General features: G+C 56.8%; 19 protein-coding genes. 4 read left to right on the top strand and 15 right to left on the bottom strand.

Annotated features, from left to right (window positions below; all coding sequences use genetic code 11):
• Positions 1 to 100 precede the first annotated feature (100 nt).
• Together yjfN and INF68_RS16830 are read left to right on the top strand one after the other, a co-directional pair.
• Positions 101 to 388, top strand: a complete 288-nt coding sequence (yjfN, locus tag INF68_RS16835) for a DUF1471 family protease activator YjfN (protein WP_032645202.1) — start codon at positions 101 to 103, stop codon at positions 386 to 388.
• A 172-nt stretch (positions 389 to 560) separates the two neighbouring features.
• Positions 561 to 2492, top strand: a complete 1932-nt coding sequence (locus INF68_RS16830; RefSeq protein WP_126787391.1) for a methyl-accepting chemotaxis protein — start codon at positions 561 to 563, stop codon at positions 2490 to 2492.
• On the opposite strand, the gene INF68_RS16825 is transcribed toward INF68_RS16830, so the two are convergent.
• Positions 2489 to 4111: an isovaleryl-CoA dehydrogenase gene (locus INF68_RS16825; protein ID WP_126787392.1), complete on the bottom strand. Its 1623-nt coding sequence runs from the start codon at positions 4109 to 4111 to the stop codon at positions 2489 to 2491. The genes INF68_RS16830 and INF68_RS16825 overlap by 4 nt on opposite strands.
• 192 nt (positions 4112 to 4303) lie before the next feature.
• Here INF68_RS16825 and INF68_RS16820 point away from each other — a divergent pair, with 192 nt between their 5' ends.
• The gene (locus INF68_RS16820) at positions 4304 to 5578 is read left to right on the top strand and encodes an MFS transporter (protein ID WP_126787393.1); all 1275 of its coding nucleotides are present in this window, start codon (positions 4304 to 4306) and stop codon (positions 5576 to 5578) included.
• Between the two features lie 78 nt (positions 5579 to 5656).
• Here INF68_RS16820 and rlmB read toward each other — a convergent pair whose 3' ends face one another.
• The 14 genes from rlmB to nnr form a co-directional block, all read right to left on the bottom strand.
• Entirely contained in the window at positions 5657 to 6391 is a 735-nt protein-coding gene (rlmB, locus tag INF68_RS16815) for a 23S rRNA (guanosine(2251)-2'-O)-methyltransferase RlmB (protein WP_010427468.1), read from the bottom strand.
• Between the two features lie 65 nt (positions 6392 to 6456).
• Complete coding sequence (gene rnr / locus INF68_RS16810; RefSeq protein WP_087823502.1) at positions 6457 to 8901, bottom strand: ribonuclease R; 2445 nt, start codon at positions 8899 to 8901, stop codon at positions 6457 to 6459.
• A gap of 38 nt (positions 8902 to 8939) precedes the next feature.
• Entirely contained in the window at positions 8940 to 9365 is a 426-nt protein-coding gene (gene nsrR, locus INF68_RS16805) for a nitric oxide-sensing transcriptional repressor NsrR (protein WP_023310139.1), read from the bottom strand.
• Positions 9366 to 9557: 192 nt separating this feature from the next.
• Positions 9558 to 10856 (bottom strand): adenylosuccinate synthase, encoded by a 1299-nt coding sequence (locus INF68_RS16800; protein WP_006178975.1) that lies wholly within the window; start codon positions 10854 to 10856, stop codon positions 9558 to 9560.
• Positions 10857 to 10960: 104 nt separating this feature from the next.
• Complete coding sequence (locus INF68_RS16795) at positions 10961 to 11158, bottom strand: DUF2065 domain-containing protein (protein WP_115168439.1); 198 nt, start codon at positions 11156 to 11158, stop codon at positions 10961 to 10963.
• A 71-nt stretch (positions 11159 to 11229) separates the two neighbouring features.
• A complete protein-coding gene (hflC, locus tag INF68_RS16790; protein WP_023334250.1) occupies positions 11230 to 12234 on the bottom strand; it encodes a protease modulator HflC in 1005 nt (334 codons plus the stop codon).
• Positions 12235 to 12236: 2 nt separating this feature from the next.
• Positions 12237 to 13496, bottom strand: coding sequence for an FtsH protease activity modulator HflK (gene hflK, locus INF68_RS16785; protein ID WP_023310137.1), 1260 nt, complete (start codon positions 13494 to 13496; stop codon positions 12237 to 12239).
• A gap of 56 nt (positions 13497 to 13552) precedes the next feature.
• Positions 13553 to 14833: a ribosome rescue GTPase HflX gene (gene hflX / locus INF68_RS16780; protein ID WP_023310136.1), complete on the bottom strand. Its 1281-nt coding sequence runs from the start codon at positions 14831 to 14833 to the stop codon at positions 13553 to 13555.
• A gap of 74 nt (positions 14834 to 14907) precedes the next feature.
• Positions 14908 to 15219 carry an RNA chaperone Hfq gene (gene hfq, locus INF68_RS16775; RefSeq protein ID WP_008502919.1) on the bottom strand — a complete coding sequence of 104 codons (312 nt, stop codon included), beginning with the start codon at positions 15217 to 15219 and terminating at the stop codon, positions 14908 to 14910.
• Between the two features lie 85 nt (positions 15220 to 15304).
• Positions 15305 to 16255 (bottom strand): tRNA (adenosine(37)-N6)-dimethylallyltransferase MiaA, encoded by a 951-nt coding sequence (gene miaA, locus INF68_RS16770; RefSeq protein ID WP_023310135.1) that lies wholly within the window; start codon positions 16253 to 16255, stop codon positions 15305 to 15307.
• Positions 16248 to 18092, bottom strand: coding sequence for a DNA mismatch repair endonuclease MutL (mutL, locus tag INF68_RS16765; RefSeq protein ID WP_126787394.1), 1845 nt, complete (start codon positions 18090 to 18092; stop codon positions 16248 to 16250). The genes miaA and mutL overlap by 8 nt, the downstream gene beginning before the upstream one ends.
• Positions 18093 to 18101: 9 nt before the next feature.
• Positions 18102 to 19442, bottom strand: coding sequence for an N-acetylmuramoyl-L-alanine amidase AmiB (gene amiB, locus INF68_RS16760; protein WP_126787395.1), 1341 nt, complete (start codon positions 19440 to 19442; stop codon positions 18102 to 18104).
• Positions 19443 to 19458: 16 nt separating this feature from the next.
• Positions 19459 to 19920 (bottom strand): tRNA (adenosine(37)-N6)-threonylcarbamoyltransferase complex ATPase subunit type 1 TsaE, encoded by a 462-nt coding sequence (tsaE, locus tag INF68_RS16755; protein WP_013095283.1) that lies wholly within the window; start codon positions 19918 to 19920, stop codon positions 19459 to 19461.
• The gene (gene nnr, locus INF68_RS16750) at positions 19913 to 21436 is read right to left on the bottom strand and encodes a bifunctional ADP-dependent NAD(P)H-hydrate dehydratase/NAD(P)H-hydrate epimerase (RefSeq protein ID WP_109845702.1); all 1524 of its coding nucleotides are present in this window, start codon (positions 21434 to 21436) and stop codon (positions 19913 to 19915) included. Before nnr ends, tsaE begins: the two co-directional genes overlap by 8 nt.
• On the opposite strand from nnr, the gene queG reads away from it, so the two are divergent.
• Entirely contained in the window at positions 21435 to 22574 is a 1140-nt protein-coding gene (gene queG / locus INF68_RS16745; protein ID WP_126787396.1) for a tRNA epoxyqueuosine(34) reductase QueG, read from the top strand. The genes nnr and queG overlap by 2 nt on opposite strands.
• The last annotated feature ends 288 nt before the right edge of the window (positions 22575 to 22862 follow it).

The raw sequence follows: 22862 nt of genomic DNA, 5'->3' as shown, positions 1-22862 counted from the left end.
TCCATAGACATTTTCCTGTCCACAATAAACTCCGCGCCCGCATCAATGGAAGGGAGTTTATTAGCGAAGGATTGCCCGGCGGATACCGGATATATGTGAAATGGAGCTGACGATGAAACGAACTCTTGCTTTGACCTCACTGTTGCTCTCAGCAGGCCTGCTGAGCACCACCGCGCAGTCAGCAGAATTCGCCAGTGCTGATTGTGTGACTGGCCTGAATGAAATTGGCCAGATCTCCGTGAATAATATCTCGGGGAGCCCGCAAGACGTTGAACGTGTCGTGGCATTAAAGGCCGATGAGCAGGGTGCTTCATGGTATCGCATCATCCAGATGCAGGAAGATAACCATATCGACCACTGGCGGGTACAGGCCATTCTCTACGTGTAAACTCCCTCCTGATAAAAGCCACTTATTTTTAGTGGCTTTTCGTTTTTGCAAATTTTTTATCTTATATAAAACCAATAAAGAACAATTAAATAACATTTTGTTACATTAAAACAGTAAACGTAATCCCCGCTCTGCCGTTGAAGAACCATAACTTTTCAATGATGAGCAATTTATGATCAACTTTTTCCGCCGTGCGGGCCTGGGGTCGAAACTCTCGCTGCTAACTGGCGTCAGTGTCGCCACGCTGTTTCTGCTATTCACTTTTCTGCTCAGCCAAAAAGCGAGCCAGCAGCTTGAAGCCCTTGCGGTCGAAGATCTGCATAATCAGTCCACCGGCATGGTCGACATGGTGCAGATGTTTAATACCAGCCTGAGTGAAGAGGTTGAGAGCTATACCCGTCTGTTCACCACCTTTTTACCGCAGCCCCTGAACATTGATAATTCCCAACCCCAGACGATTAACGGACTTCGCGTTCCGCTTCTGAAAGGCGGAGACACCGGGCTGCATGAAAATAACACCCTTTCGGACGAGTTCCTGAACCGTACGGGCGCCATTTCGACGCTGTTTGTACGCAGCGGTAACGACTTTGTTCGCGTAGCCACTTCCCTGCGCAAAGAGAATGGCGAGCGGGCAATGGGTACCGTTCTGGATAACGCCAGCCCGGCCTTTGCCGCCGTCAACAAAGGTGAAGTCTACCGCGGCCTGGCGCTGCTGTTTGGCAAACGCTACATCACCCAGTACCAGCCCGTTAAAAACGCCGAAGGGCAGGTCATTGCGATCGTCTTTGTCGGGGTGGACATCACCCACTCCTGGAACGTCATGCGCGAGAAAATCCTAAACCGCCGCCTGGGCGAGAGCGGTCACTTCTTCGTGCTGGATCGCAGCAACGGCAAAACGCGCGGGCAATACCTGTTCCATGCCGGCGAAGAGGGAAAACTGCCGAAGTGGGACGCAGCGACGCAGCAACAGCTTCTGAGTGACAAACCCGGCACGCTGGAGCGTACAAGCGACGACGGTCGGACGCTGAAAATGGCCTATACCCCGCTGCCGGGCTGGAACTGGACTATCGTGGGCGAAGTGGATAAATCGGTGCTGCTCTCAAGCGTTACCGCCATGCGCGATCGCTTCCTGCTGGCCGGCGTGGTCTTATCCATCCTTTTTGCTGGCCTGTTCGTGGTCATTATTCGCCGCGTGCTGACCCGACCGCTGCGCAACGTGATCCATCTTGCCAGACAATATGCCGCAGGGGATCTCCGTTCCAGCCTGCCCGTGACGCGTCAGGACGAAGTCGGCCAGCTGATCGATGCTATCAACGGCATCGGCGGCGGCCTGCAAAAAATTGTGCTGCAGGTTCGTGAGGCCGCAGGCGAGATCCATTTGGGCACCAACGCGCTGGCCGCCGACACTGGCGAGATTTCAGAGCAGATCAACAAGCAGGCCAGCAGCGTGGAAGAGACGTCCGCCAGCATGGAGCAGCTGGCCGCCACCGTTCAGCAAAATGCCGCCAACATGGAGCAAACGCAGCAGCTGGTGGGTGAAACCTCGCTTGCGGTTCATCAGGGCGGTGAGACGGTCACCCACGCGGTGTCGACCATGGACGACATTCGCGAAGCGTCAAAACGCATCGAAGACATCACGCGCGTGATCGAATCCATCGCTTTCCAGACCAATATTCTGGCGCTGAATGCGGCAGTGGAAGCCGCCCGCGCAGGCGAGCACGGAAAAGGATTTGCGGTAGTCGCGCAGGAAGTTCGCGCGCTGGCGGGACGCAGCGCTAACGCGGTGAAGGAGATTGAACAGCTGATTGGCGATACGCTCAGAAAAGTGAGTGAGGGTCATGCGCTGTCTGAACAAACACGCCTGGCGATGGACGACATCATCATTCATATCGATAACATCAGCCAGCTGGTCACCGAGATTAACCATGCCTCACGCGAGCAGTCCGCCGGGATCGGCCAGGTGAACCTCGCCATGACCCATATTGGCGAAGCGTCGCATATCAATGCCGATCGCATCTCACGCAGCGAACAAACGGCCCAAACGCTGCGCGAGAAGGGTTCGCACCTGACTCAGCTGGTGAGCCTGTTCCAGCTAAAAGGCTAACCGACTCTGCCCGTCGCACGCAGCAGCAGGTCACTTTGCACCTGCTCGCTCATCAGCGTGCCGCCACGGGTATCCAGCATCATGCGGCACCACGCCTGCGCCACCGGGGGCGACGCATGCCGCAGCATCTGGCTTCCGGCACCCAGCAAGAAAAGCTGCTGTGCGATCTCCCGCGCCTGCGCCTCCTGCGGTTTACGCAGTTTTTGCTGAAGCTGTCGCCAGCTGCGGTCGAAGTGTCTGTCCTGCCCTTTCACCTGCGCAAACTCGTCGGCAAGCAGGTCGTGAATACCCGGCTGCTTCGCCAGCACGCGCAGCACGTCCAGACACATGATATTACCAGACCCTTCCCAGATGCTGTTCACGGGCATCTCGCGGTACAGGCGGGGAAGTTCACTCTCTTCGCAATATCCGATCCCGCCCAGCACCTCCATCGCCTCCGCGACAAATGGGATGCCCGCTTTACAGACGCTAAATTTCGCCGCCGGGGTAAACAGCCGCGCCCATGCCGCCTCCTGCGGATCCGCGCGTTTATCCCACGCCCGCGCCAGGCGGAACAGCAGCGCCGTTTGCCCCTCCAGCACCAGCGCCATCCGGCTTAGCACTTCGCGCATGAGCGGCTGATCGATAAGATTTTTGCCGAAGGTCTGACGCTGGTGGGCATGGTACAGCGCCACGGACAGCGCACGGCGCATCAGTCCGTGGCTGCCCAGCGCGCAGTCAAATCGCGTCAGACCGCCCATTTTGAGGATCTGCCGTACCCCTTCGCCCTCTTCCCCCAGCAGCCAGCCGGAGGCATCAAGAAACTCCACCTCGCTGCTGGCGTTGGAGCGGTTCCCGAGCTTGTCCTTGAGGCGCTCCAGCCGGACGGCGTTGCGCTGTCCGTCAGGCAAAAAGCGCGGCACAAAAAAGCAGGACAGCCCGCCCTTCGCCTGGGCCAGCACCAGATGCGCATCGCTTTGCGGGACGGAGAAAAACCATTTATGCCCCACCAGCCGGTAGCTGCCGTCGCTGCATTTTTCCGCTTTGGTGGTATTGCTGAGCACGTCCGAGCCGCCCTGCTTTTCCGTCATCCCCATACCGATCAGCAGGCCGCGCTTTTGCGCGCCGGGGGCCAGATGCGGATCGTAGCGATCGCTGAGCAGCGGCGTCAGCCAGTCGTGAAATATTTTGGGGAGCGCCTGCTGCAGCAGCGGCGTGGCGGCAAACGTCATGGTGACAGGGCACAGCGTGCCCGCCTCCACCTGCGCATGCAGCACAAAGCGCGCGGCCCGAGCGACAAACGCCCCTTTACGCGCCTCCTCTTCCCACGCCAGGTTATGCACGCGGTTGGCGCAAAGCCCCTGCATCAGCAGATGCCAGGCCGGATGAAAACGCACGTCGTCCAGCCGCTCGCCCGTGGCGTCATAGCGTAACAGCTCGGGCGGATTAACGTTTGCCAGCCTGCCCAGCTCCAGTGATTCCGCCGTACCCAGCTGCTGGCCGATGCTGGCGAGCAGCTCAATATCCCACTCGGCCCCTTCACGCGCGACCGCATCGCGCAGGGCGCAGTCCGAGAGGAAAAGGTTGCTGTTGGAAAGCGGTGCAGGTTGATTGAAAACGGTGTGGGTCTGCCAGTGCATGCTGTCTCCCTCCTTCAGTGGCAATGACGATAAGTATGGACAGACCGCACACGCACTGCATGGGAGGGGAGTCACACGTTCACGATCCCGCTGATATCATTCGTGAAATAGCTCACAGAACATAAGAATAAACTATTTCATGACTCCGCTTTTGTTGAATAATTTATTCTCAAACCCTAAGTGAGGATCGTTATGCAACGGGACGCGCACAAGCGTGCATTAATTGCAGGCTCCATTGGTAACTTTATCGAGTGGTATGAGTTTGCGGTCTACGGTTTTCTGGCGACCGTGATTGCGAAAAACTTCTTCCAGCTTGAAGGAGAGGCGGGGCTGACCAGCCTGATCCTCACCTACGCCTCGTTTGCCATCGCCTTCTTCTTCCGCCCGCTGGGTGCGGTGGTGTTTGGCCGCATCGGCGACCGGATTGGCCGTAAGCCGACGCTCATTATTGTGCTGGTGCTCATGACGCTGGTCACAGCCGCCATCGGCATTGTGCCGGTCTATGCCAGCATCGGGATTGCCGCACCGCTGATCGTTACGCTGCTTCGCATCCTGCAGGGGCTGTTCGCGGGCGGCGAGTACGGCGGTGCGGTCTCGCTGATGACGGAGTTCGCCCCGCGCGGCAAGCGTGGGCTCTATGGCGCGTGGCAGTCCTTTACGGTGGCGCTGGGGCTGTTAGCGGGTGCAGGCATCGTGGCGCTGCTCTCTGCCCTTCTCACGCCTGAAGCTCTGCATGAGTGGGGCTGGCGCATTCCGTTCTTCCTGGCGCTGCCTATGGGCGTTGTGGCGCTGTGGCTTCGCGTCAGCATGGAGGAGACGCCCAGCTTTGTGCAGCAGCAGGATAAACCGGCTGTCGCTCAGGCGGATACTGCCGCTACGCTCCGGGCCATCGTGATGGGGATTGGGCGCGTAATGGTCTGGTCTGCGGCGGGGTACACCTACCTGGTGATTATGCCGACCTATCTGCAGTCGGCGCTGCACACCGGGTTTAACCAGGCGCTGTTGATAGCGGTGATTTCGAATATTGGTTTTGCGCTGACCATTATTCCGTCGGGGATCCTGAGCGACCGGATCGGACGCCGCACGGTGATGATTATCGCCACCGCGCTGCTGCTGATCCTCGCCCTTCCGCTGCTGAAAATCCTGCAGGCGGAGTCGAGTACGCTGGCGGTGAAGGCTGGTGTGGTGTTGATTGCGGGCGGTCTGGTGGGCATGCTGGCGGGGCCGGGCCCGGCGATGCTGTCTGAGATGTTCCCGACGCGCGTGCGCTATACGGGGCTGGGGCTGGCCTACTCGTTGTCGAACGCGATTTTCTCGGGATGCGCAGGGCTAATCATTACCGGGCTGATTAAGCAGACGGGCAACCTGGATATTCCGGCGTATTACGTGATGGCGACGGCGGTAGTGAGTATTTTCGCGCTGATGACGCTGAGGAAGGACGACCATTTGCGGTCGTTAGAAGAGTGAGGTTGTCAACGTCTGGTACCCTCTCCCACGGGGAGAGGGAGAAAACACAAAAGGCCGTCCTGTGGACGGCCTTGCTGTTTATTCTCCGCGCTGACGCACCGCTTCAAACAGGCAGATGCCCGTCGCAACGGAAACGTTCAGGGACGACACGCTGCCCGCCATCGGTATGCTGATCAGCTCGTCGCAGTGCTCGCGGGTGAGACGACGCATGCCTTCGCCTTCCGCACCCATCACCAGCGCCAGACGGCCGGTCATTTTGCTCTGGTACAGAGTATGATCCGCTTCACCGGCGGTACCGACGATCCAGATATTCTCTTCCTGCAGCAGACGCATGGTGCGCGCGAGGTTGGTCACGCGGATCAGCGGAACGTTTTCCGCCGCGCCGCAGGCCACCTTCTTCGCCGTCGCGTTCAGCTGCGCGGAGCGATCTTTTGGCACGATCACCGCGTGCACGCCAGCCGCATCGGCGCTGCGCAGGCACGCGCCGAGGTTATGCGGATCGGTAACGCCGTCGAGGATCAGGAAGAACGGGTTATCCAGCTCAGCGATCAGATCCGGCAGATCGTTTTCCTGATACTGACGACCCGGCTTCACGCGGGCAATGATCCCCTGGTGTACCGCGCCTTCGCTTTTCTCATCCAGGAACTGGCGATTCGCCAGCTGAATCACCACGCCCTGCGCTTCCAGCGCGTGGATCAGCGGCATCAGACGCTTATCTTCACGCCCTTTCAGAATAAACACTTCCTGAAAACGCTCCGGTGCGCGCTCGAGAAGGGCCTGCACCGCGTGGATGCCGTAAATCATTTCACTCATTGATGGTTCTCGTAATAAGTATTTCCCCTCCCCCGCTGGGGAGAGGGTCAGGTTGAGGGGAGAATTTACTCCGCCTGCTTTTTCTTGGCCGCGCGCTTCGCTTTGGTGGCGGCAGCGATTTTCTGCGTTTTCGCGGAAGGTTTTTTCGCTGAGCGGGCTTCTTTCTTCGCCGCCTTCGGCTTCTGTTTCTTCTCGCCGCGGAACGCGCTGTCCGGCTCGAAGTTTACCTTCTTGCCCGCCTGACGACGTTTACCGCCGCCCGGTTTACCGTTACCGGTTTTTTTCGCCCTTTCACGCTCGGTTTTACCGACGTTACGCGGCGCGCGCTCGCTGGAGATCAGGCTGAAGTCGATCTTACGGTCGTCCATATTCACGGCTTCGACCTTCACTTCCACACGGTCGCCCAGACGATACGTCTGGCCGCCAGATTCGCCAATCAGGCGCTGGCCGACCTGGTCGAAGCGGTAGTAGTCGTTATCCAGGCTGGAGACGTGCACCAGACCGTCGATGAACAGCTCGTCCAGACGAACGAAGAAACCAAAGCCGGTCACGCTGGCAATCACGCCTTTGAAGACGTTACCGACCTGATCGAGCATAAAGTCACATTTCAGCCAGTCCGCCACGTCGCGTGTTGCTTCATCGGCACGACGTTCGGCCATGGAGCAGTGCTGACCCAGCTGCAGCATCTCTTCCATCGAATAGTGGTAGCCACCGGTTTCGGTGGTGTTCCCTTTATGGCCCTGCTCCTGCGCCAGCAGATACTTGATCGCACGGTGCAGAGAGAGGTCAGGATAACGACGGATCGGCGAGGTGAAGTGGGCGTAAGACTGCAGCGCCAGGCCGAAGTGGCCGCGGTTTTCCGGATCGTAAATCGCCTGCTTCATAGAGCGCAGCAGCATCGTCTGCAGCATTTCTGCATCCGGACGATCGCTAATGGATTCCAGCAGCTCGGCGTAATCGCGCGGCTCTGGCTTGTTGCCTCCGGGCAGTTCCAGACCCAGTTCAGCCAGCACGGAGCGGAACGACGTAATGGCTTCCGTGGTCGGCTTATCGTGAATACGGAACAGCGCTGGCTCTTTGGCTTTCTCGACGAAACGTGCCGCCGAGATATTCGCCAGGATCATACACTCTTCGATCAGCTTGTGCGCGTCGTTACGCTGGGTCTGCTCGATACGCTCAATGCGGCGTTCGGCGTTGAAGATGAATTTCGCCTCTTCACTCTCAAACGAGATCCCGCCGCGCTCTTCGCGCGCCTGATCCAGCGTTTTGTAGAGGTTATGCAGCTCTTCGATATGTTTGACCAGCGGCGCGTATTGTTCGCGCAGATCCTGGTCGCCCTGCAGCATATGCCAGACCTTGGTATAGGTCAGACGCGCGTGCGAGCTCATTACCGCTTCGTAGAACTTGTAGCCGGTTAAGCGCCCTTTGGTGGAGATGGTCATCTCGCAAACCATACAGAGGCGGTCAACCTGCGGGTTCAGGGAGCATAGGCCGTTAGACAGCACTTCCGGCAGCATCGGTACAACCTGAGACGGGAAGTAGACCGAGGTACCGCGGCTGCGCGCTTCGTTATCCAGCGGGGTGTGCGGACGGACGTAATAGCTTACGTCAGCGATAGCAACCCACAGGCGCCAGCCACCGCCGCGCTTTTTCTCGCAGTAGACGGCGTCATCAAAGTCGCGGGCGTCTTCGCCATCAATAGTGACCAGCGGCAGGGAGCGCAGATCCACGCGGCCCACTTTGGACTCTTCCGGCACTTCTTCGCGCAGGCTTTCGATCTGATCTTCAACCGCTTTCGGCCAGATGTACGGAATTTCATGGGTGCGCAATGCCATATCAACGGCCATCGTGGTGCCCATGTTATCGCCCAGCACTTCGACGATTTTACCTACCGCTTTGGTGCGACGGGTTGGGCGCTGGGTGAGTTCCACCACCACCACAAAGCCCATGCGGGCACCCATCACCTCTTCAGGTGGGATGAGGATGTCGAAGCTCAGACGGCTGTCGTCCGGCACCACGAAGCCCACGCCGGCGTCGGTAAAGTAGCGGCCGACGATCTGGCTGGTTTTTGGCACCAGAACGCGCACGACGCGCGCTTCGCGGCGGCCTTTACGGTCAGCGCCCAGCGGCTGCGCCAGGATCTGATCGCCGTGGATACACATCTTCATCTGCTCAGATGAGAGGTACAGATCGTCTTTACGGCCTTCCACGCGCAGGAAGCCGAAGCCATCGCGGTGACCAATGACGGTCCCTTTCAGCAGATCAAGACGTTCTGGCAGCGCGTAGCACTGGCGGCGGGTAAAGACCAGTTGCCCGTCGCGCTCCATCGCGCGCAGGCGGCGGCGAAGGGCTTCAATTTGCTCTTCACCTTCAATGTTTAATTCAACGGCAAGTTCTTCACGATTGGCGGGTTTTTCGCGTTTTGTTAAGTGTTCAATGATGAACTCGCGGCTGGGAATAGGATTCGCGTATTTTTCGGCTTCGCGTTCCTGGAAAGGATCATGTGACATGTCGGTTCCTCCGTTGTCAGCTCCGGTGGAAATTTTCTTCATTCCACCAGCAATAATTTATAAAGCGGTTGATTCTCTTCAACCAAATCGGCCAGCGTGTAGTTATCCAGTTCCATGAGAAAACTTTGCACGGCCTTTGAAAGCGCCTTTTTCAGGCGGCAAGCGGGCGTGATGTGGCAGAACTCGCTGCTGCAGTTCACCAGGGACAGCGGCTCCAGTTCACGTACCACATCGCCAACACGAATACTCTGTGCCGGTTTACCGAGACGGATCCCACCATTCTTCCCGCGGACGGCAGCAACGTATCCGGCACGACTAAGTTGATTGATTATTTTGACCATATGATTACGGGATACGCCGTAGACCTCTGTGACTTCAGAGATACTGGTCATCTTCCCATCGGGTAACGACGCCATGTAAATCAGCGCACGTAAGCCGTAATCGGTGAAACTTGTTAACTGCACATCAACCTCAGGAAAAAGGGAAAACGCGGTCAAACCGCAGAGATATTCATTAATGATGATAAACCAGCCAGATAGTGAGCGGCTAATTTATTTGACAGACGGGGCGAAAAAGCGGAGATCCAGGAGCGGTCGCCGGATGGCGCTACGCTTATCCGGCCTACGGGTCTCCCCGCAGGCCAGCAGTCACGAAGATTATGCGTCGAACGGGTCGCGCAGAATCATCGTTTCAGTACGATCCGGGCCGGTAGAAATAATATCGATCGGCACTTCGGTCAGTTCTTCAATACGCTTGATGTAATCCAGCGCCGCCTGCGGCAGGCCGCTACGCTCTTTCACACCGAAAGTGGTCTCAGACCAGCCCGGCATGGTTTCGTAGATTGGCTCAATGCCTTCCCAGTCGTCAGCAGCCAGCGGAGTGGTGGTCACTTCGCGGCCATCTGGCATACGGTAGCCTACGCAGATTTTCACTTCTTTCAGGCCGTCCAGTACGTCCAGCTTGGTCAGGCAGAAGCCAGACAGGGAGTTGATCTGCACTGCACGACGCACGGCAACCGCATCCAGCCAGCCGGTACGACGACGACGACCGGTGGTCGCGCCAAACTCGTTACCCTGCTTGCACAGGAACTCGCCGGTTTCATCAAACAGCTCGGTCGGGAATGGACCCGCACCCACGCGAGTGGAGTACGCTTTGATGATGCCCAGCACGTAATCCACATAACGTGGCCCCAGGCCAGAGCCGGTCGCCACGCCACCTGCCGTGGTGTTAGAGGACGTAACGTACGGATAGGTACCGTGGTCGATGTCCAGCAGCGTACCCTGCGCACCTTCGAACATGACGAAATCGCCACGCTTGCGCGCCTGGTCCAGCAGATCGGACACATCAACAACCATACCGGTCAGAATGTCAGCGATCGCCATGACGTCATCCAGCACTTTCTGGTAGTCAACAGCGTCAGCTTTGTAGAAGTTCACCAGCTGGAAGTTGTGATATTCCATCACTTCTTTCAGTTTTTCAGCGAAGGTTGCTTTGTCGAAGAGGTCGCCCACGCGCAGGCCGCGACGTGCAACTTTATCTTCGTAAGCCGGGCCGATACCACGACCGGTGGTGCCGATCGCTTTCGCGCCGCGCGCTTTCTCACGCGCTACGTCCAGCGCCACGTGATAGTCCAGAATCAGCGGGCAGGCTTCGGAGAGCAGCAGACGCTCACGAACAGGGATACCACGGTCTTCCAGACCTTTCATCTCTTTCATCAGCGCAGCAGGAGACAGCACAACGCCGTTACCGATGATGCTGGTGACGTTTTCGCGAAGAATGCCTGATGGAATAAGATGGAGGACGGTTTTTTCACCGTTGATTACGAGAGTATGGCCTGCGTTGTGACCGCCCTGGTAGCGTACAACATATTTAGCCCGTTCAGTCAGAAGATCAACAATCTTCCCTTTACCTTCGTCACCCCATTGGGTGCCCAGTACGACGACGTTGTTACCCATTTTTTTCAAAATCACCGTTTGCTTAAAAATGGATTCTACCATCGCTTTTTCAGATATACAGCACTTTTTGACCTCAAAATACGCCGATTGCGCCTACTTTTTGATCAGCCAATCGTTTTCCTCAACATGTAGTAGATCACGATGCCCGCAACCACAAGACCGCCGCCAAAACGACGCAAAATATTATCCGGCAGTTGGCTCATCGTGGCGATAATTCGGCGCCAGGCGCGCGGATAAAGCATCGGTCCAAGACCTTCCAGCACCAGGACCAGGGCAAGTGCGAGCCAGATCGTTGAATTCATTTTTATTCCTTATAAAAGAAAACCACCGCTCCGTTGAGAGCGGTGGTTTGAATACTCAAACGAGCCTGAGTTTATCGCGTTGCGTTAGTCGGCGTCTTCATATAACGGAAGAAATCGCTGTCCGGGCTGAGCACCATCACATCCTGGTTGCTCTGGAAGCTATTCTCGTAAGCGCGCAGGCTACGGATAAAGGCGTAGAAGTCAGGATCCTGGCTGAAAGCATCAGCAAACAGCTTCGCCGCTTCGGCATCGCCTTCACCGCGCAGGATACGGCCCTGACGCTCAGATTCCGCCAGCGTCTTGGTGACTTCATAGTCCGCTGCTGCACGCAGCTTCTCAGCCTCTTCCTGGCCCTGTGAACGGTGACGACGGGCTACCGCTTCACGCTCGGCGCGCATACGGTTGTAAATCGCCTCGGACACTTCAACTGGCAGGTTGATCTGCTTGATACGCACGTCAACCACTTCGATACCCAGCGCAGCCATACTGTTCGGGTTGATCACCGGCACTTTACCGTTAGTCTCCGCCTGAACGCGTTCAGCCGCTTTGGCAATCGCATCATCTGCTGCCGGCGTTGAAACTTCATCTTCAGTGCCCGCTGTACCGGAGTTCAGCGCATCGCGAACTTCCAGGGTCAGACGACCACGGGAGTCGGTCACGATGTCTTTCACATCCAGACGACCAATCTCGGAACGCAGACGGTCAGAGAACTTACGTTTAAGCAGCACTTCTGCCTGAGAAACGTCGCCGCCGCCCGTTGCCAGGAAGTAACGGCTGAAATCGCTGATGCGCCATTTGATATAGGAATCAACGATCAGGTCTTTCTTCTCTTTGGTCACGAAACGGTCGGCCTGGTTATCCATGGTCTGGATACGTGCATCCAGCGTTTTCACGGACTGAATGAACGGCACCTTGAAGTGCAGACCCGGCTCGTAAATCACCGGGCGTTTGTCGCCATCACGCACGACGCTGCTGAACTGGAACTTAATCCCACGCTCGCCTTCTTTCACCACAAAAATCGAGGTATAAAGCGCGACCAGTACGATGACGATGATCGCAATAACTGACTTACGCATCCTTATTCCCCCTGACGCTGGTAGTCGTTACGCTGCGCGTTAGCACGGCGTTGGTCCATAATGTCACCATCGTTCGAAGAAGGCGTTGTGTTCGTGCTGGCGCTGCCTGTTGAGGCTGGCGGCAGACGCAGCAGGTTGTTCGCGCCGCTGGTGTCGCCTTTCGCTGCTGGCGCAGAACCGCCTTTCAGCATCTGATCCAGCGGCAGAACCATCAGGTTTCCGCCTTTACTGTCGTTAACCAACACTTTGCGGGTGTGGCTCAGCACTTTTTCCATGGTCTCGATATAGAGACGCTCACGGGTAATTTCCGGTGCCGCTTTATATTCCGGCAGGATCTTCGCGAAGCGGGCTACTTCACCCTGAGCTTCCAGGATGGTCTGCGTTTTATACGCGCGCGCTTCTTCCAGAATACGCTGCGCCTGACCGTTAGCGCGTGGCTGAACTTCGTTGGTGTACGCTTCTGCTTCACGGATGTACTGCTGTTCGTTTTCACGGGCAGCAATCGCATCGTCAAATGCGGCTTTCACCTCTTCCGGCGGACGCGCAGCCTGGAAGTTGACGTCCAGCAGGGTAATACCCATGTTGTACGGACGAATGGTCTCTTCCAGCTCGCGCTGGGTATCGCTACGAATAACGGTACGACCTTCGGTCAGAATACGGTCCATGGTGTATTTACCGATCACACCGCGCAGGGCGCTGTCGGTCGCCTGACGCAGGCTGTCATCGGCGCTGGTCACGCTAAACAGATAACGCTCAGGATCGGTCACGCGGTACTGCACGTTCATCTCAACGCGCACCACGTTTTCGTCAGAAGTCAGCATCACGCCAGAGGCGGCCAGTTCACGGACGGATTCCACGTTTACCGCGGTCACGTCATCAATGAAGGTCGGCTTCCAGTTCAGACCCGGCTCAACCAGATGGCTGAACTTACCGAAACGGGTAACCACGCCGCGTTCTGCTTCTTTAATGGTGTAGAACCCGCTGGCTGCCCAGATGATGACTACCGCAGCGGCCACGATGCCCACTACGCGGCCACCCATTGGCGGGCGCGAACTCTGAGTGGAATTGCCACCCGAGCCAGAACCTTTTCCTCCGCCAAGGCCACCAAGCTTCTTGCTCAGTTTGCGGAAGATATCATCCAGATCCGGCGGCCCCTGCTCGCGACCACCTTTGTTGCCATTTCCCTCAGAGTTGCCGCCAGGTTTGCTGCTTCCCCACGGGTCGCGGTCTTGTCCGTTATTACCGGGCTGATTCCACGCCATGTATATGCTCCATATTTGTTATGCAAGGGCGAATTATTCAGGCATCCCCTTTCTGATCAGACGATATAGTCGACCAGCGCAGGTTCTTGTTTACAGAGGCGACGCCAGTCAACGATCGGCATACGCACCTGCATCCCCACGCTGCCGTCATCCTCCATCCACTCTTTTTCTATCGCCTGAAGCTGATAAAACCGGCTGCGCAGCCTGCCTTCCTGTGGCGGCAGTCGCAGCGTGTGCTGAGCTACCTCACCGGAAAGACGTTCTGTCAAAGCCTGGAAAAGCAGTGGCACACCAATACCGGTCTGGGCAGAAAGCCAGACCCGAATCGGTTTGTTTTCTTCATCTCGGTCGATACGCGGTTCGAAATCGTCCAGCATATCGATCTTATTCATGACTAACAGCGTTGGGATCTCGTGGGCGTCGATCTCTTCGAGAACCACGTTCACCGCGTCGATGTTCTCCTGCACGCGCACGTCTGCCGCATCAATCACGTGCAGCAGCAGAGTCGCCTGTCGCGTCTCCTGCAGGGTGGCTTTAAACGCCGCCACCAGGTCATGCGGCAGGTGGCGAATAAACCCTACGGTATCCGCCAGCACCGTTTCACCGACGTCTGCAACGTCAATACGGCGCAGCGTAGGGTCCAGGGTCGCAAACAGCTGGTCTGCGGCATACACCTGGGCCTCGGTTATCTGGTTAAACAGGGTGGATTTACCGGCGTTGGTATAGCCCACCAGCGACACCGTCGGGATGTCAGCTTTCGTTCGCGCCCGACGCCCCTGCTCACGCTGTTTCTCTACACGTTCCAGACGTGAGAGGATCTGGGTAATTCGGCCACGCAGCAAACGACGGTCGGTTTCGAGCTGGGTTTCACCCGGGCCGCGCAAACCAATCCCGCCTTTTTGTCTTTCAAGGTGTGTCCAGCCACGCACCAGACGCGTTGCCAGATGGCGCAGCTGCGCCAGCTCAACCTGCAGTTTCCCTTCGTGGGTACGTGCACGCTGAGCAAAAATATCTAAAATCAAACCCGTGCGATCGATAACACGGCATTCGCAAAGGGCTTCCAGGTTGCGCTCCTGGGCTGGAGACAGCGCATGATCAAACAACACGACTGACGCGCCGGTTGCTTTTACGGCATCCGCAATTTCGACTGCTTTACCTTCACCAACAAAATACTTTGGGTGCGGCGCTTTACGGCTACCGGTAATCACCTGCATTGCTTCGACACCGGCGGAAGAGACCAGAGATTCAAACTCCTGGAGGTCTTCCATATCTTTGTCTTGCGAAAAATAGATGTGTACCAGCACCGCCTGCTCACCGGCATCATAACGGTCAAACAAGCGTAAACCTCTCTAAAAAGATCAGCGGGGAACGCAGGATCCCTGGCTCCCCGTGTGGATAACAGTGCGAAACCTTATTCGGTTTCGTCGCTGTCCTGCGCCGGCGTTGAAGAACCCTGCGCGTTGCTGCCATGATGGTAGTTACTACCAGTGCCGCCGCCAGCGTTATTGCTGTGATGAGATACCGGACGGGACGGAACAACAGTAGAAATAGCGTGCTTGTAGACCATCTGACTGACCGTGTTTTTCAACAGAATCACAAACTGATCGAAAGACTCAATCTGACCTTGCAGCTTAATACCATTCACCAAATAAATAGAAACTGGAACACGTTCCCGACGCAATGCGTTCAGGAACGGATCTTGTAAAGATTGCCCCTTAGCCATTCTATCTTTTCCTTATATGCTTGTTTTGTACTTAGAACCTTGCGATTCTGAAAAATTGCGCACGATACGTCTCAATTGTACACATTCAGTGAGCGATATCACCAACAACCTCAATCACTTCGTTTAACGCCTGTTGCGGTTTTTCACTGTCTAACCAGTGAACACCCTCCCAACCGCGCAACCAGGTGATCTGGCGCTTCGCTAACTGTCTCGTGGCGCAAACACCTCTATAAACCATTTCATCGTATGAAATCTCACCTTCAAGATACGACCACATCTGGCGGTATCCCACACAACGAATGGAAGGCATGTCCGTATGCAAATCTCCACGGGCAAATAGCGCCCGCACTTCTGCTTCAAAATCTGAAGCTAACATCTGATGAAAACGCTGCTCAATTCGCTGATGGAGCAGTTCACGGCTCGCCGGGGCGATGGCGAACTGATGCACCTGATACGGCAGAGCGTCTCCTGACGTTTGCGTCAGTTCCGTTAAAGTTTTACCCGAAATGAAAAAAACTTCCAGTGCCCGGGAAAGCCTTTGCGGATCATTTGGATGGATCCGTGCTGCTGCAACCGGGTCAATCTCCGCCAGTTGCTGATGCAAAACGTCCCAACCCTGCTCTGCCGCCTGCTGCTCAATTTTCGCTCTTATTTCCGGATCCGCGGATGGCAGAGGTGACAACCCCTCCAGCAACGCCTTGAAATAGAGCATGGTTCCGCCAACCAACAGCGGTATACGTCCCGCCGCCGTTATCTCGGCCATCTCGGCTAAGGCATCCCGACGGAAATCCGCTGCGGAGTACGCCTGAGCCGGGTCGAGAATATCCAGCAAACGGTGCGGTGCCGCACGCAGCTCTTCTGCGTCAGGCTTCGCCGTGCCGATGTCCATCCCTCGGTAGATGAGGGCGGAGTCGACGCTAATCAACTCTACAGGCAAAACTTTACGCAACTCAATGGCTAGCGCCGTTTTGCCGGAGGCCGTTGGGCCCATTAAAAAAATTGCCTTAGGCAGGCTCGCCTTACTTGCGTCAATCATGTTTCAGGGCGTTCATCGCCGTTTGTAAATCAACAGGTTGTAATAACCCACCCGGCGGCGTTTTCACCAGATGCGGACAGAGGCGTTCCACCTCCGCCAGCACGCTAATGGCCTGCGCCATACTCCACGGCGCGTGTTCGCTTGCCAGATGGCGGGCGATCCACTGCGCGGTGTTGGCGGCATCAAACGATGTTTGCTGCGCCAGGTAGCCTATCAGTTCAGGAATCAAGTTTTGTAAATTTTGTTGGCGTAAGGGTAAAGGCACTGCACGAATTGTCACATGTTGTGGTTCGAGCACAGTTTCAATACCCATTTGCGCCAGCTGCGGCTCGGCGCGCTGTAATACCCTTGTTTCTTCAGGGGATATCTTCAGGCGAACCGGAATTAACAACGGCTGCGCGCAGGCTGCATTTTCGCCTGGCGTGAGCTGCACCTGCTTGAGCCAGCGTTCGGCGACCGGCAGTGCCAGAAGCATCAATTTGCCGTCACGTTCAAGCAGTGCCATATCCGGCGCGATAATCGTCAGCACCCGGCCAAAACTTTGGCTATGCCCGTCCAGAGAAGGCTGAGCGGCCGGAATGTGCTCTTTACGCTCCGCGGCTGGCGTTTCCAGCAGCTTGCGGTACAACGCGCCCTGCTGCTTCTGATAGCCAGGCTGGGCATTCGGGTAGTTCGCACCCGTTGGACGCGGTGCGCTCCCGGCCTGGGAGAAACGCGGAGCTTCCGGTTCACGCGCGACGGCAGGCTCCGCAAAATGGTTGCGCCCTGCCGCTACACGGTTTTCAGGCAGCGGACGCGGCGCAGGAGTGTCGTTTTCAAGCGGCAGCGTTGGCTCTGCCTGCTGCTGCAACACGGTGGCCACTCCCTGATAAATGAAGTCATGAACCAGACGCGACTGGTGGAACCGCACCTCATGTTTGGCAGGATGAACGTTCACATCCACCTGATGGGGATCGATTTCCAGATAAAGGACGAAAGCAGGCTGCTGATCGGCCCCGAGTTTGTCTTCGCAGGCCTGGCGAATAGCGTGATTGATGAGACGATCGCGCATCATGCGCCCGTTCACGTAGCAATACTGAATTTCAGAGAACGCAGCACTGCTCGCGTTTGGATCGGCAACCCAGCCGCGCAAAGCCAGATCGCCGTGCTGCCACTCAATGGCCAGAGCCTGTTCCAGAAACGGCGTCCCGCAGATAGCGCCCAGGCGACGCTCTTTCTGTCCACCTTCCGCCACCGCGCGGTACTGGCGCATCACCTTACCGTTATGGCTGAGGTTGATGGCGACATCGAAGCGGGCGAGCGCAATACGGCGAATGATCTCGTCGATATGGCCGAACTCGGTCTTCTCGGTACGCATAAACTTGCGTCGGGCGGGGGTGTTGTAGAATAGATCCAGGACTTCCAGCGTCGTACCGACAGGGTGCGCTGCGGGTTTGACCGTCACATCCATATCGCGCCCTTCGGCGTAAGCCTGCCAGGCTTCCTGTTGTTCAGCGGTACGGGAGGTCAGCGTTAAGCGCGAAACGGAGCTGATACTGGCCAGCGCTTCGCCGCGAAAACCGAGGCTAATAATCGCTTCCAGATCGTCCAGAGAGGCGATTTTACTGGTGGCGTGACGAGCCAGCGCCAGCGCCAGCTCCTCTTTTTTAATACCACAGCCGTTGTCACGAATGCGGATAAGCTTCGCGCCACCGCGTTCGATGTCAATATCGATGCGGGTTGCGCCCGCATCAAGGCTGTTTTCCACCAGTTCCTTCACCACCGACGCAGGGCGTTCCACCACCTCACCGGCGGCGATTTGGTTCGCGAGCTGCGGCGGTAGAACCTGAATCGGCATGAATTCTCCTTAGTTGGTCGCGGTCATCTCACCCGGCAGCGCTGCGCTGGCCGTCTGGGCAGAGCCGCTCTGTGGCGCAGACTGCAGAGGATGCGCCTCAAAATATTTGCGTAAACCGTTATAAATCGCTTCGGCAATTTGCTGCTGGTAACTGTCGCTTCCCAACAGACGCTCTTCACCGTTGTTACTGATAAAGCCCGTCTCCACAAGGATGGACGGGATATCTGGCGAGCGCAGAACGCCGAGGCTGGCATGTTCTGGACGGCGTTTATGCAGCACGCCAACGCTTTGCAGCTGGTTCAATACATTAGTGGCGACATCATACCCGACGCGCTGAGAATGACCGAACTGTAAATCCAGCACCGCCTGGCTGAGGTACGGATCGGACTGGCTGTTCGCCAGCACGTCGCCCGCGCCGCCTAACAGTTCAGACTGCTTCTCATGCTCTTCCAGCCAGTTGGCCATTTCGCTGTTAGCGCGACGGTTCGACAGCACCCAAACCGAGGCGCCGGTCGCGCTACGATTCGGTGCGGCGTCCGCATGAATGGAGACCAGGAAGTTCGCGTTTTGCTTACGCGCCACGTCCGAGCGTCCCATTACGGAGATAAAGTAGTCCCCGTCGCGGGTCAACACGCCTTTAAACATAGGGTCGTCATTGAGCAGCGAACGCAGTTTACGCGCGATTGCGATAGTGACGTTTTTCTCTCGCGTGCCGCCAGGGCCAATCGCCCCGGGGTCTTCCCCGCCGTGACCCGCATCAATGGCGATAATCACTTTGTCACCGCTGACCGTCGCGCGTCGCGCGCTGGCCGCAGGGCGCGTCACCGTATCGCTGCTGGTTGCCGCGGTAATGCGGTCGTTCTGCGATTTAAACGGATTACGCGCAGGTTCAGAAGGACGCGGCGTATACGCCGGTTCTTCCACGCGCTTCGCTACGACCGGCGGCGGTGGAGGCGGTGGCGGCGCGTCGGCATTGATGGTAAACACCACCGTATAGTTCGCCCCGTTTTGCTGCTTCACCGCCTTCGTTTTGCCCTTTTCGGTCAGATCGACCACCAGGCGTAACGACTGGCTATCCTGCGGCGTTCCCGAACGGATACTTTTCACCAGATTGTTACCGCTGAACCGCAGCGGTAGCCCCTGGATCACGCCAGTTTGTTTGATATCCAGCGCCACGCTGTGGCTGTCTGGCTGTGAGAACGCATATTCAGGATCGCCCATAAAGCTGAACGTGATCCGGGCCTGGCTTTCGCCGTTTGATACCTGAATATCTGAAAGGTTTGCCGCCCCGGCCTGCGCGCACAGCAGCACGGTGGCAGCCAACAACCAACCTTTAACGCGATTTATCATCCCGTCATCCCTACGCTTAACCGGCCAGTCGCGCCAGTAAGGAACTGCCTGATGAGGAAACAGCACTGATGCGAGCCTCACGCCCTTGTGCCTGGTAATCTAAGTGAATTTCGACATCCGGGTCAGGCAGCACACCCGCACCTTGTTGCGGCCACTCCACCAGGCAAATGGCGTCGTTGGCAAAATAATCACGGATCCCCATAAATTCCAGCTCCTCAGGATCCGCAAGGCGGTATAAATCGAAGTGATACACCATGAGATTTTCAAGGGTGTACGGCTCTACCAGCGTGTAGGTTGGGCTTTTCACATTCCCGTTATGCCCTAACGCCTGCAAAAAACCCCGGCTGAAGGTGGTTTTACCCGCACCTAAATCACCATACAGATAAATGACGGTTGCCCCCTGACAGGCCTGCGCCACACGCTTGCCGAGTTCTAAAGTGGCTTGTTCATCAGGTAAAGGAATCGCTCGATTAGTCATTTTCTACGTCAATCACATCCGGGTTAACAACACGCCGCAGCGTGCAAAAAAGATCGGTGGCCAGCATGCCGCGTGTACCGTAACGCGCGGCCAGTTTATCCGCCGCGACACCGTGTGCCACGCAGCCCGCGCAGGCTGCATCATAAAGGGGAAGTTTCTGTCCAAGCAATGCGCCAATGATGCCGGAAAGCACATCGCCCATGCCGCCGCTTGCCATGCCCGCATTTCCGGCATCAATAATGCCCTGCGTCTCGTCACTGGCGACAACGGTTCCTGCCCCTTTCAAAACAGCAACACCTCCGTAACGTTTTACCAGACGCTGAGCAGAAAGTAAGCGATCGCTTTCAATTTCTGCCACGCTGCAGTTAAGCAGTCGCGCGGCTTCGCCGGGGTGTGGCGTCAGAATGCGATTGTGACGCTTATCGGGGTTTATTGCCAGAAGGTTAAGCGCGTCGGCATCCCACAGCATCGGTTTACGAAAATTCTCGACCTTTTGCAGGGCCTGTTTGCCCCATGCCTGCTGCCCAAGCCCGGGGCCAATCACTACCACGTCCGCCCATTCCAGGCTTTCTTCAAGCGACTGAGGCGTAAGCTCATGGACCATCAGCTCCGGTCGGGCTGTAACGATCGGCGCTATATTCTCAATGCGAGTGAGTACTCGCACTAATCCGGCACCGCTGCGCAGAGCCGCCTCGCCGGTCATGCGAATCGCACCTGCCGTACCATGATCGCCGCCAATAATCACCAGCCTGCCGTGATCGCCCTTATGGGACGTTGGCCGGCGCGGCGGGAGCCACGCCGCAAGCTGGGATGCATCAAAACGCGCGAGGTGCGTTTCCTGCCCGGCCAGCCAGCTCTCCAGCCCCAGCGCATGGTGGTGCAACATGCCGACCACATCCCGCGCTTTACCGGTCAGTAGCCCCGGCTTGAGGGCGATGAAGGTCACCGTAAGTGCAGCCTCAATGACCGCTCCCGGCGTCGCGCCGGTTTGTGCAATCAGGCCTGAGGGAATATCCAGGGCGACGACCGGCGCGGAATGTCTGTTAGCGTGTTCAATAAGCGCGGCAATGTTCTCGCGAGGCGCACTGCGTAGCCCGGTACCCAGCAGACCGTCAACAATCAGATCCACCTCTTCCGGCCAGACGATATCAGGCGCATGAATCACACCGCCTGCGTTAAGCCACGCCTCCCGCGCCGCGCTGGCCTCTTCCGGCAGCGGTTTATCACTCTCCAGGGCCAGCAACGTCACGCGGATACCTGCCACAACCGCCAAACGGGCGACAACGTAGCCGTCGCCGCCGTTATTGCCGTGACCGCACAGAATCAGCCAGTGGTCGGCCTGCGGGTACGCGCTGCGGGCAACGTTAAACGCCGCCTCACCCGCACGCAGCATCAGTTCATAAAGGGTAATCCCGAGGCTGTCTGCGGCCTCTTTTTCGGCGCGCCGGAGGTCATCCGCATGCCAGATGGAATGTGGTATACTTGCGGGGTTTTTCTTCACCGTATGGTCCGTCATGTCACAGCCCCTCGATCTCAATGAATTAGCGCAAAAAATAAAACAGTGGGGTGCTGAGCTTGGCTTCCAGAAGGTGGGCATTACCGATACCGACCTCTCCGCCAGCGAGCCAAAACTGCAGGCATGGCTGGACAAACAATACCACGGCGAAATGGAGTGGATGGCGCGTCATGGCATGATGCGCGCCCGCCCTCACGAGCTTTTGCCGGGCACATTACGCGTCATCAGCGTGCGCATGAACTATCTGCCTGCCAACGCGGCCTTTGCGCGCACGCTAAAAGATCCCTCTCTGGGTTACGTCAGCCGGTACGCCCTGGGACGTGATTACCATAAGCTCTTGCGTAACCGTTTAAAAAAACTCGGGGAAACTATTCAGCAGCACTGTGTTTCGCTGAATTTTAGACCCTTTGTCGATTCTGCGCCTATTCTTGAGCGCCCGATCGCCGAAAAAGCCGGGCTTGGCTGGACAGGTAAGCACTCACTTATCCTCAGCCGCGACGCCGGTTCGTTCTTCTTCCTGGGTGAACTGCTGATTGATTTACCGCTGCCGGTAGACGGCCCGGTAGAGGAAGGCTGCGGACGCTGCGTGGCCTGCATGACCATCTGTCCGACGGGTGCCATCGTCGAGCCTTACACCGTTGATGCGCGCCGCTGCATCTCCTACCTCACTATCGAACTGGAAGGAGCCATTCCAGAGGAATTTCGACCGCTTATTGGCAACCGCATCTACGGCTGCGACGACTGCCAGCTGATCTGCCCGTGGAACCGCTATTCGCAGCTCACGGACGAAGAGGATTTCAGCCCGCGTAAGGCGCTGCATGCGCCGCAGCTTATTGAGTTATTCGCCTGGACCGAAGCCTGGTTCCTGAAAGTGACGGAAGGTTCGGCCATTCGCCGTATCGGTCATCTGCGCTGGCTGCGTAATGTTGCCGTCGCGCTGGGTAATGCCCCGTGGGATGAAGCCAATATTCGGGCGCTTGAAAGCCGTAGAGGTGAGCACCCACTTCTTGATGAGCACATAGAATGGGCGATTGCGCAGCAAATAGAGAAGCGTAATACCTGCGCGATCGAGGTGCAGCTACCGAAGAAACAGCGTCTGGTGCGGGTGATTGAAAAAGGGCTTCCGCGGGATGCCTGAACTATTCACAGCCTGTGAATAAAATTACAAACTCAAGCGCCATCTGGGCTGGAGAAGAGGTCAAGTGATCTCAATAACATTTTGAAATGAAAATTTATTTACTAAATACAGCAAGTTACAAAAATATTATTCACCCTGCTAAGCTTTAACCCTGTTACGGTTAAGCGTAGTTTCTGTGGATAACTCTGTTCACAATAGTATTTCAGAGACAATAGAAAACGTCCCCAACGACTCTTTTCGCTGTGGATATTTTAGAGATTAAGAAGAATTTGGAGCGGGAAACGAGAC

This window comes from Enterobacter cloacae complex sp. P16RS2, assembly GCF_014982155.1.
Classification (GTDB): Bacteria; Pseudomonadota; Gammaproteobacteria; order Enterobacterales; family Enterobacteriaceae; genus Enterobacter; species Enterobacter cloacae_M.
This window is presented reverse-complemented; position numbering and strand designations above follow the sequence as displayed.

What these genes read in the sequence shown, in the direction of transcription:
- yjfN (WP_032645202.1), top strand. Translation starts at nt 101, where the DNA reads ATGGAGCTGACGATGAAACGAACTCTTGCTTTGACCTCACTGTTGCTC.
- INF68_RS16830 (WP_126787391.1), top strand. Translation starts at nt 561, where the DNA reads ATGATCAACTTTTTCCGCCGTGCGGGCCTGGGGTCGAAACTCTCGCTG.
- INF68_RS16825 (WP_126787392.1), bottom strand. Translation starts at nt 4,111, where the DNA reads ATGCACTGGCAGACCCACACCGTTTTCAATCAACCTGCACCGCTTTCC.
- INF68_RS16820 (WP_126787393.1), top strand. Translation starts at nt 4,304, where the DNA reads ATGCAACGGGACGCGCACAAGCGTGCATTAATTGCAGGCTCCATTGGT.
- rlmB (WP_010427468.1), bottom strand. Translation starts at nt 6,391, where the DNA reads ATGAGTGAAATGATTTACGGCATCCACGCGGTGCAGGCCCTTCTCGAG.
- rnr (WP_087823502.1), bottom strand. Translation starts at nt 8,901, where the DNA reads ATGTCACATGATCCTTTCCAGGAACGCGAAGCCGAAAAATACGCGAAT.
- INF68_RS16800 (WP_006178975.1), bottom strand. Translation starts at nt 10,856, where the DNA reads ATGGGTAACAACGTCGTCGTACTGGGCACCCAATGGGGTGACGAAGGT.
- INF68_RS16795 (WP_115168439.1), bottom strand. Translation starts at nt 11,158, where the DNA reads ATGAATTCAACGATCTGGCTCGCACTTGCCCTGGTCCTGGTGCTGGAA.
- hflC (WP_023334250.1), bottom strand. Translation starts at nt 12,234, where the DNA reads ATGCGTAAGTCAGTTATTGCGATCATCGTCATCGTACTGGTCGCGCTT.
- hflK (WP_023310137.1), bottom strand. Translation starts at nt 13,496, where the DNA reads ATGGCGTGGAATCAGCCCGGTAATAACGGACAAGACCGCGACCCGTGG.
- hfq (WP_008502919.1), bottom strand. Translation starts at nt 15,219, where the DNA reads ATGGCTAAGGGGCAATCTTTACAAGATCCGTTCCTGAACGCATTGCGT.
- miaA (WP_023310135.1), bottom strand. Translation starts at nt 16,255, where the DNA reads ATGATTGACGCAAGTAAGGCGAGCCTGCCTAAGGCAATTTTTTTAATG.
- mutL (WP_126787394.1), bottom strand. Translation starts at nt 18,092, where the DNA reads ATGCCGATTCAGGTTCTACCGCCGCAGCTCGCGAACCAAATCGCCGCC.
- amiB (WP_126787395.1), bottom strand. Translation starts at nt 19,442, where the DNA reads ATGATAAATCGCGTTAAAGGTTGGTTGTTGGCTGCCACCGTGCTGCTG.
- tsaE (WP_013095283.1), bottom strand. Translation starts at nt 19,920, where the DNA reads ATGACTAATCGAGCGATTCCTTTACCTGATGAACAAGCCACTTTAGAA.
- queG (WP_126787396.1), top strand. Translation starts at nt 21,435, where the DNA reads ATGTCACAGCCCCTCGATCTCAATGAATTAGCGCAAAAAATAAAACAG.
- nnr (WP_109845702.1), bottom strand. Translation starts at nt 21,436, where the DNA reads ATGACGGACCATACGGTGAAGAAAAACCCCGCAAGTATACCACATTCC.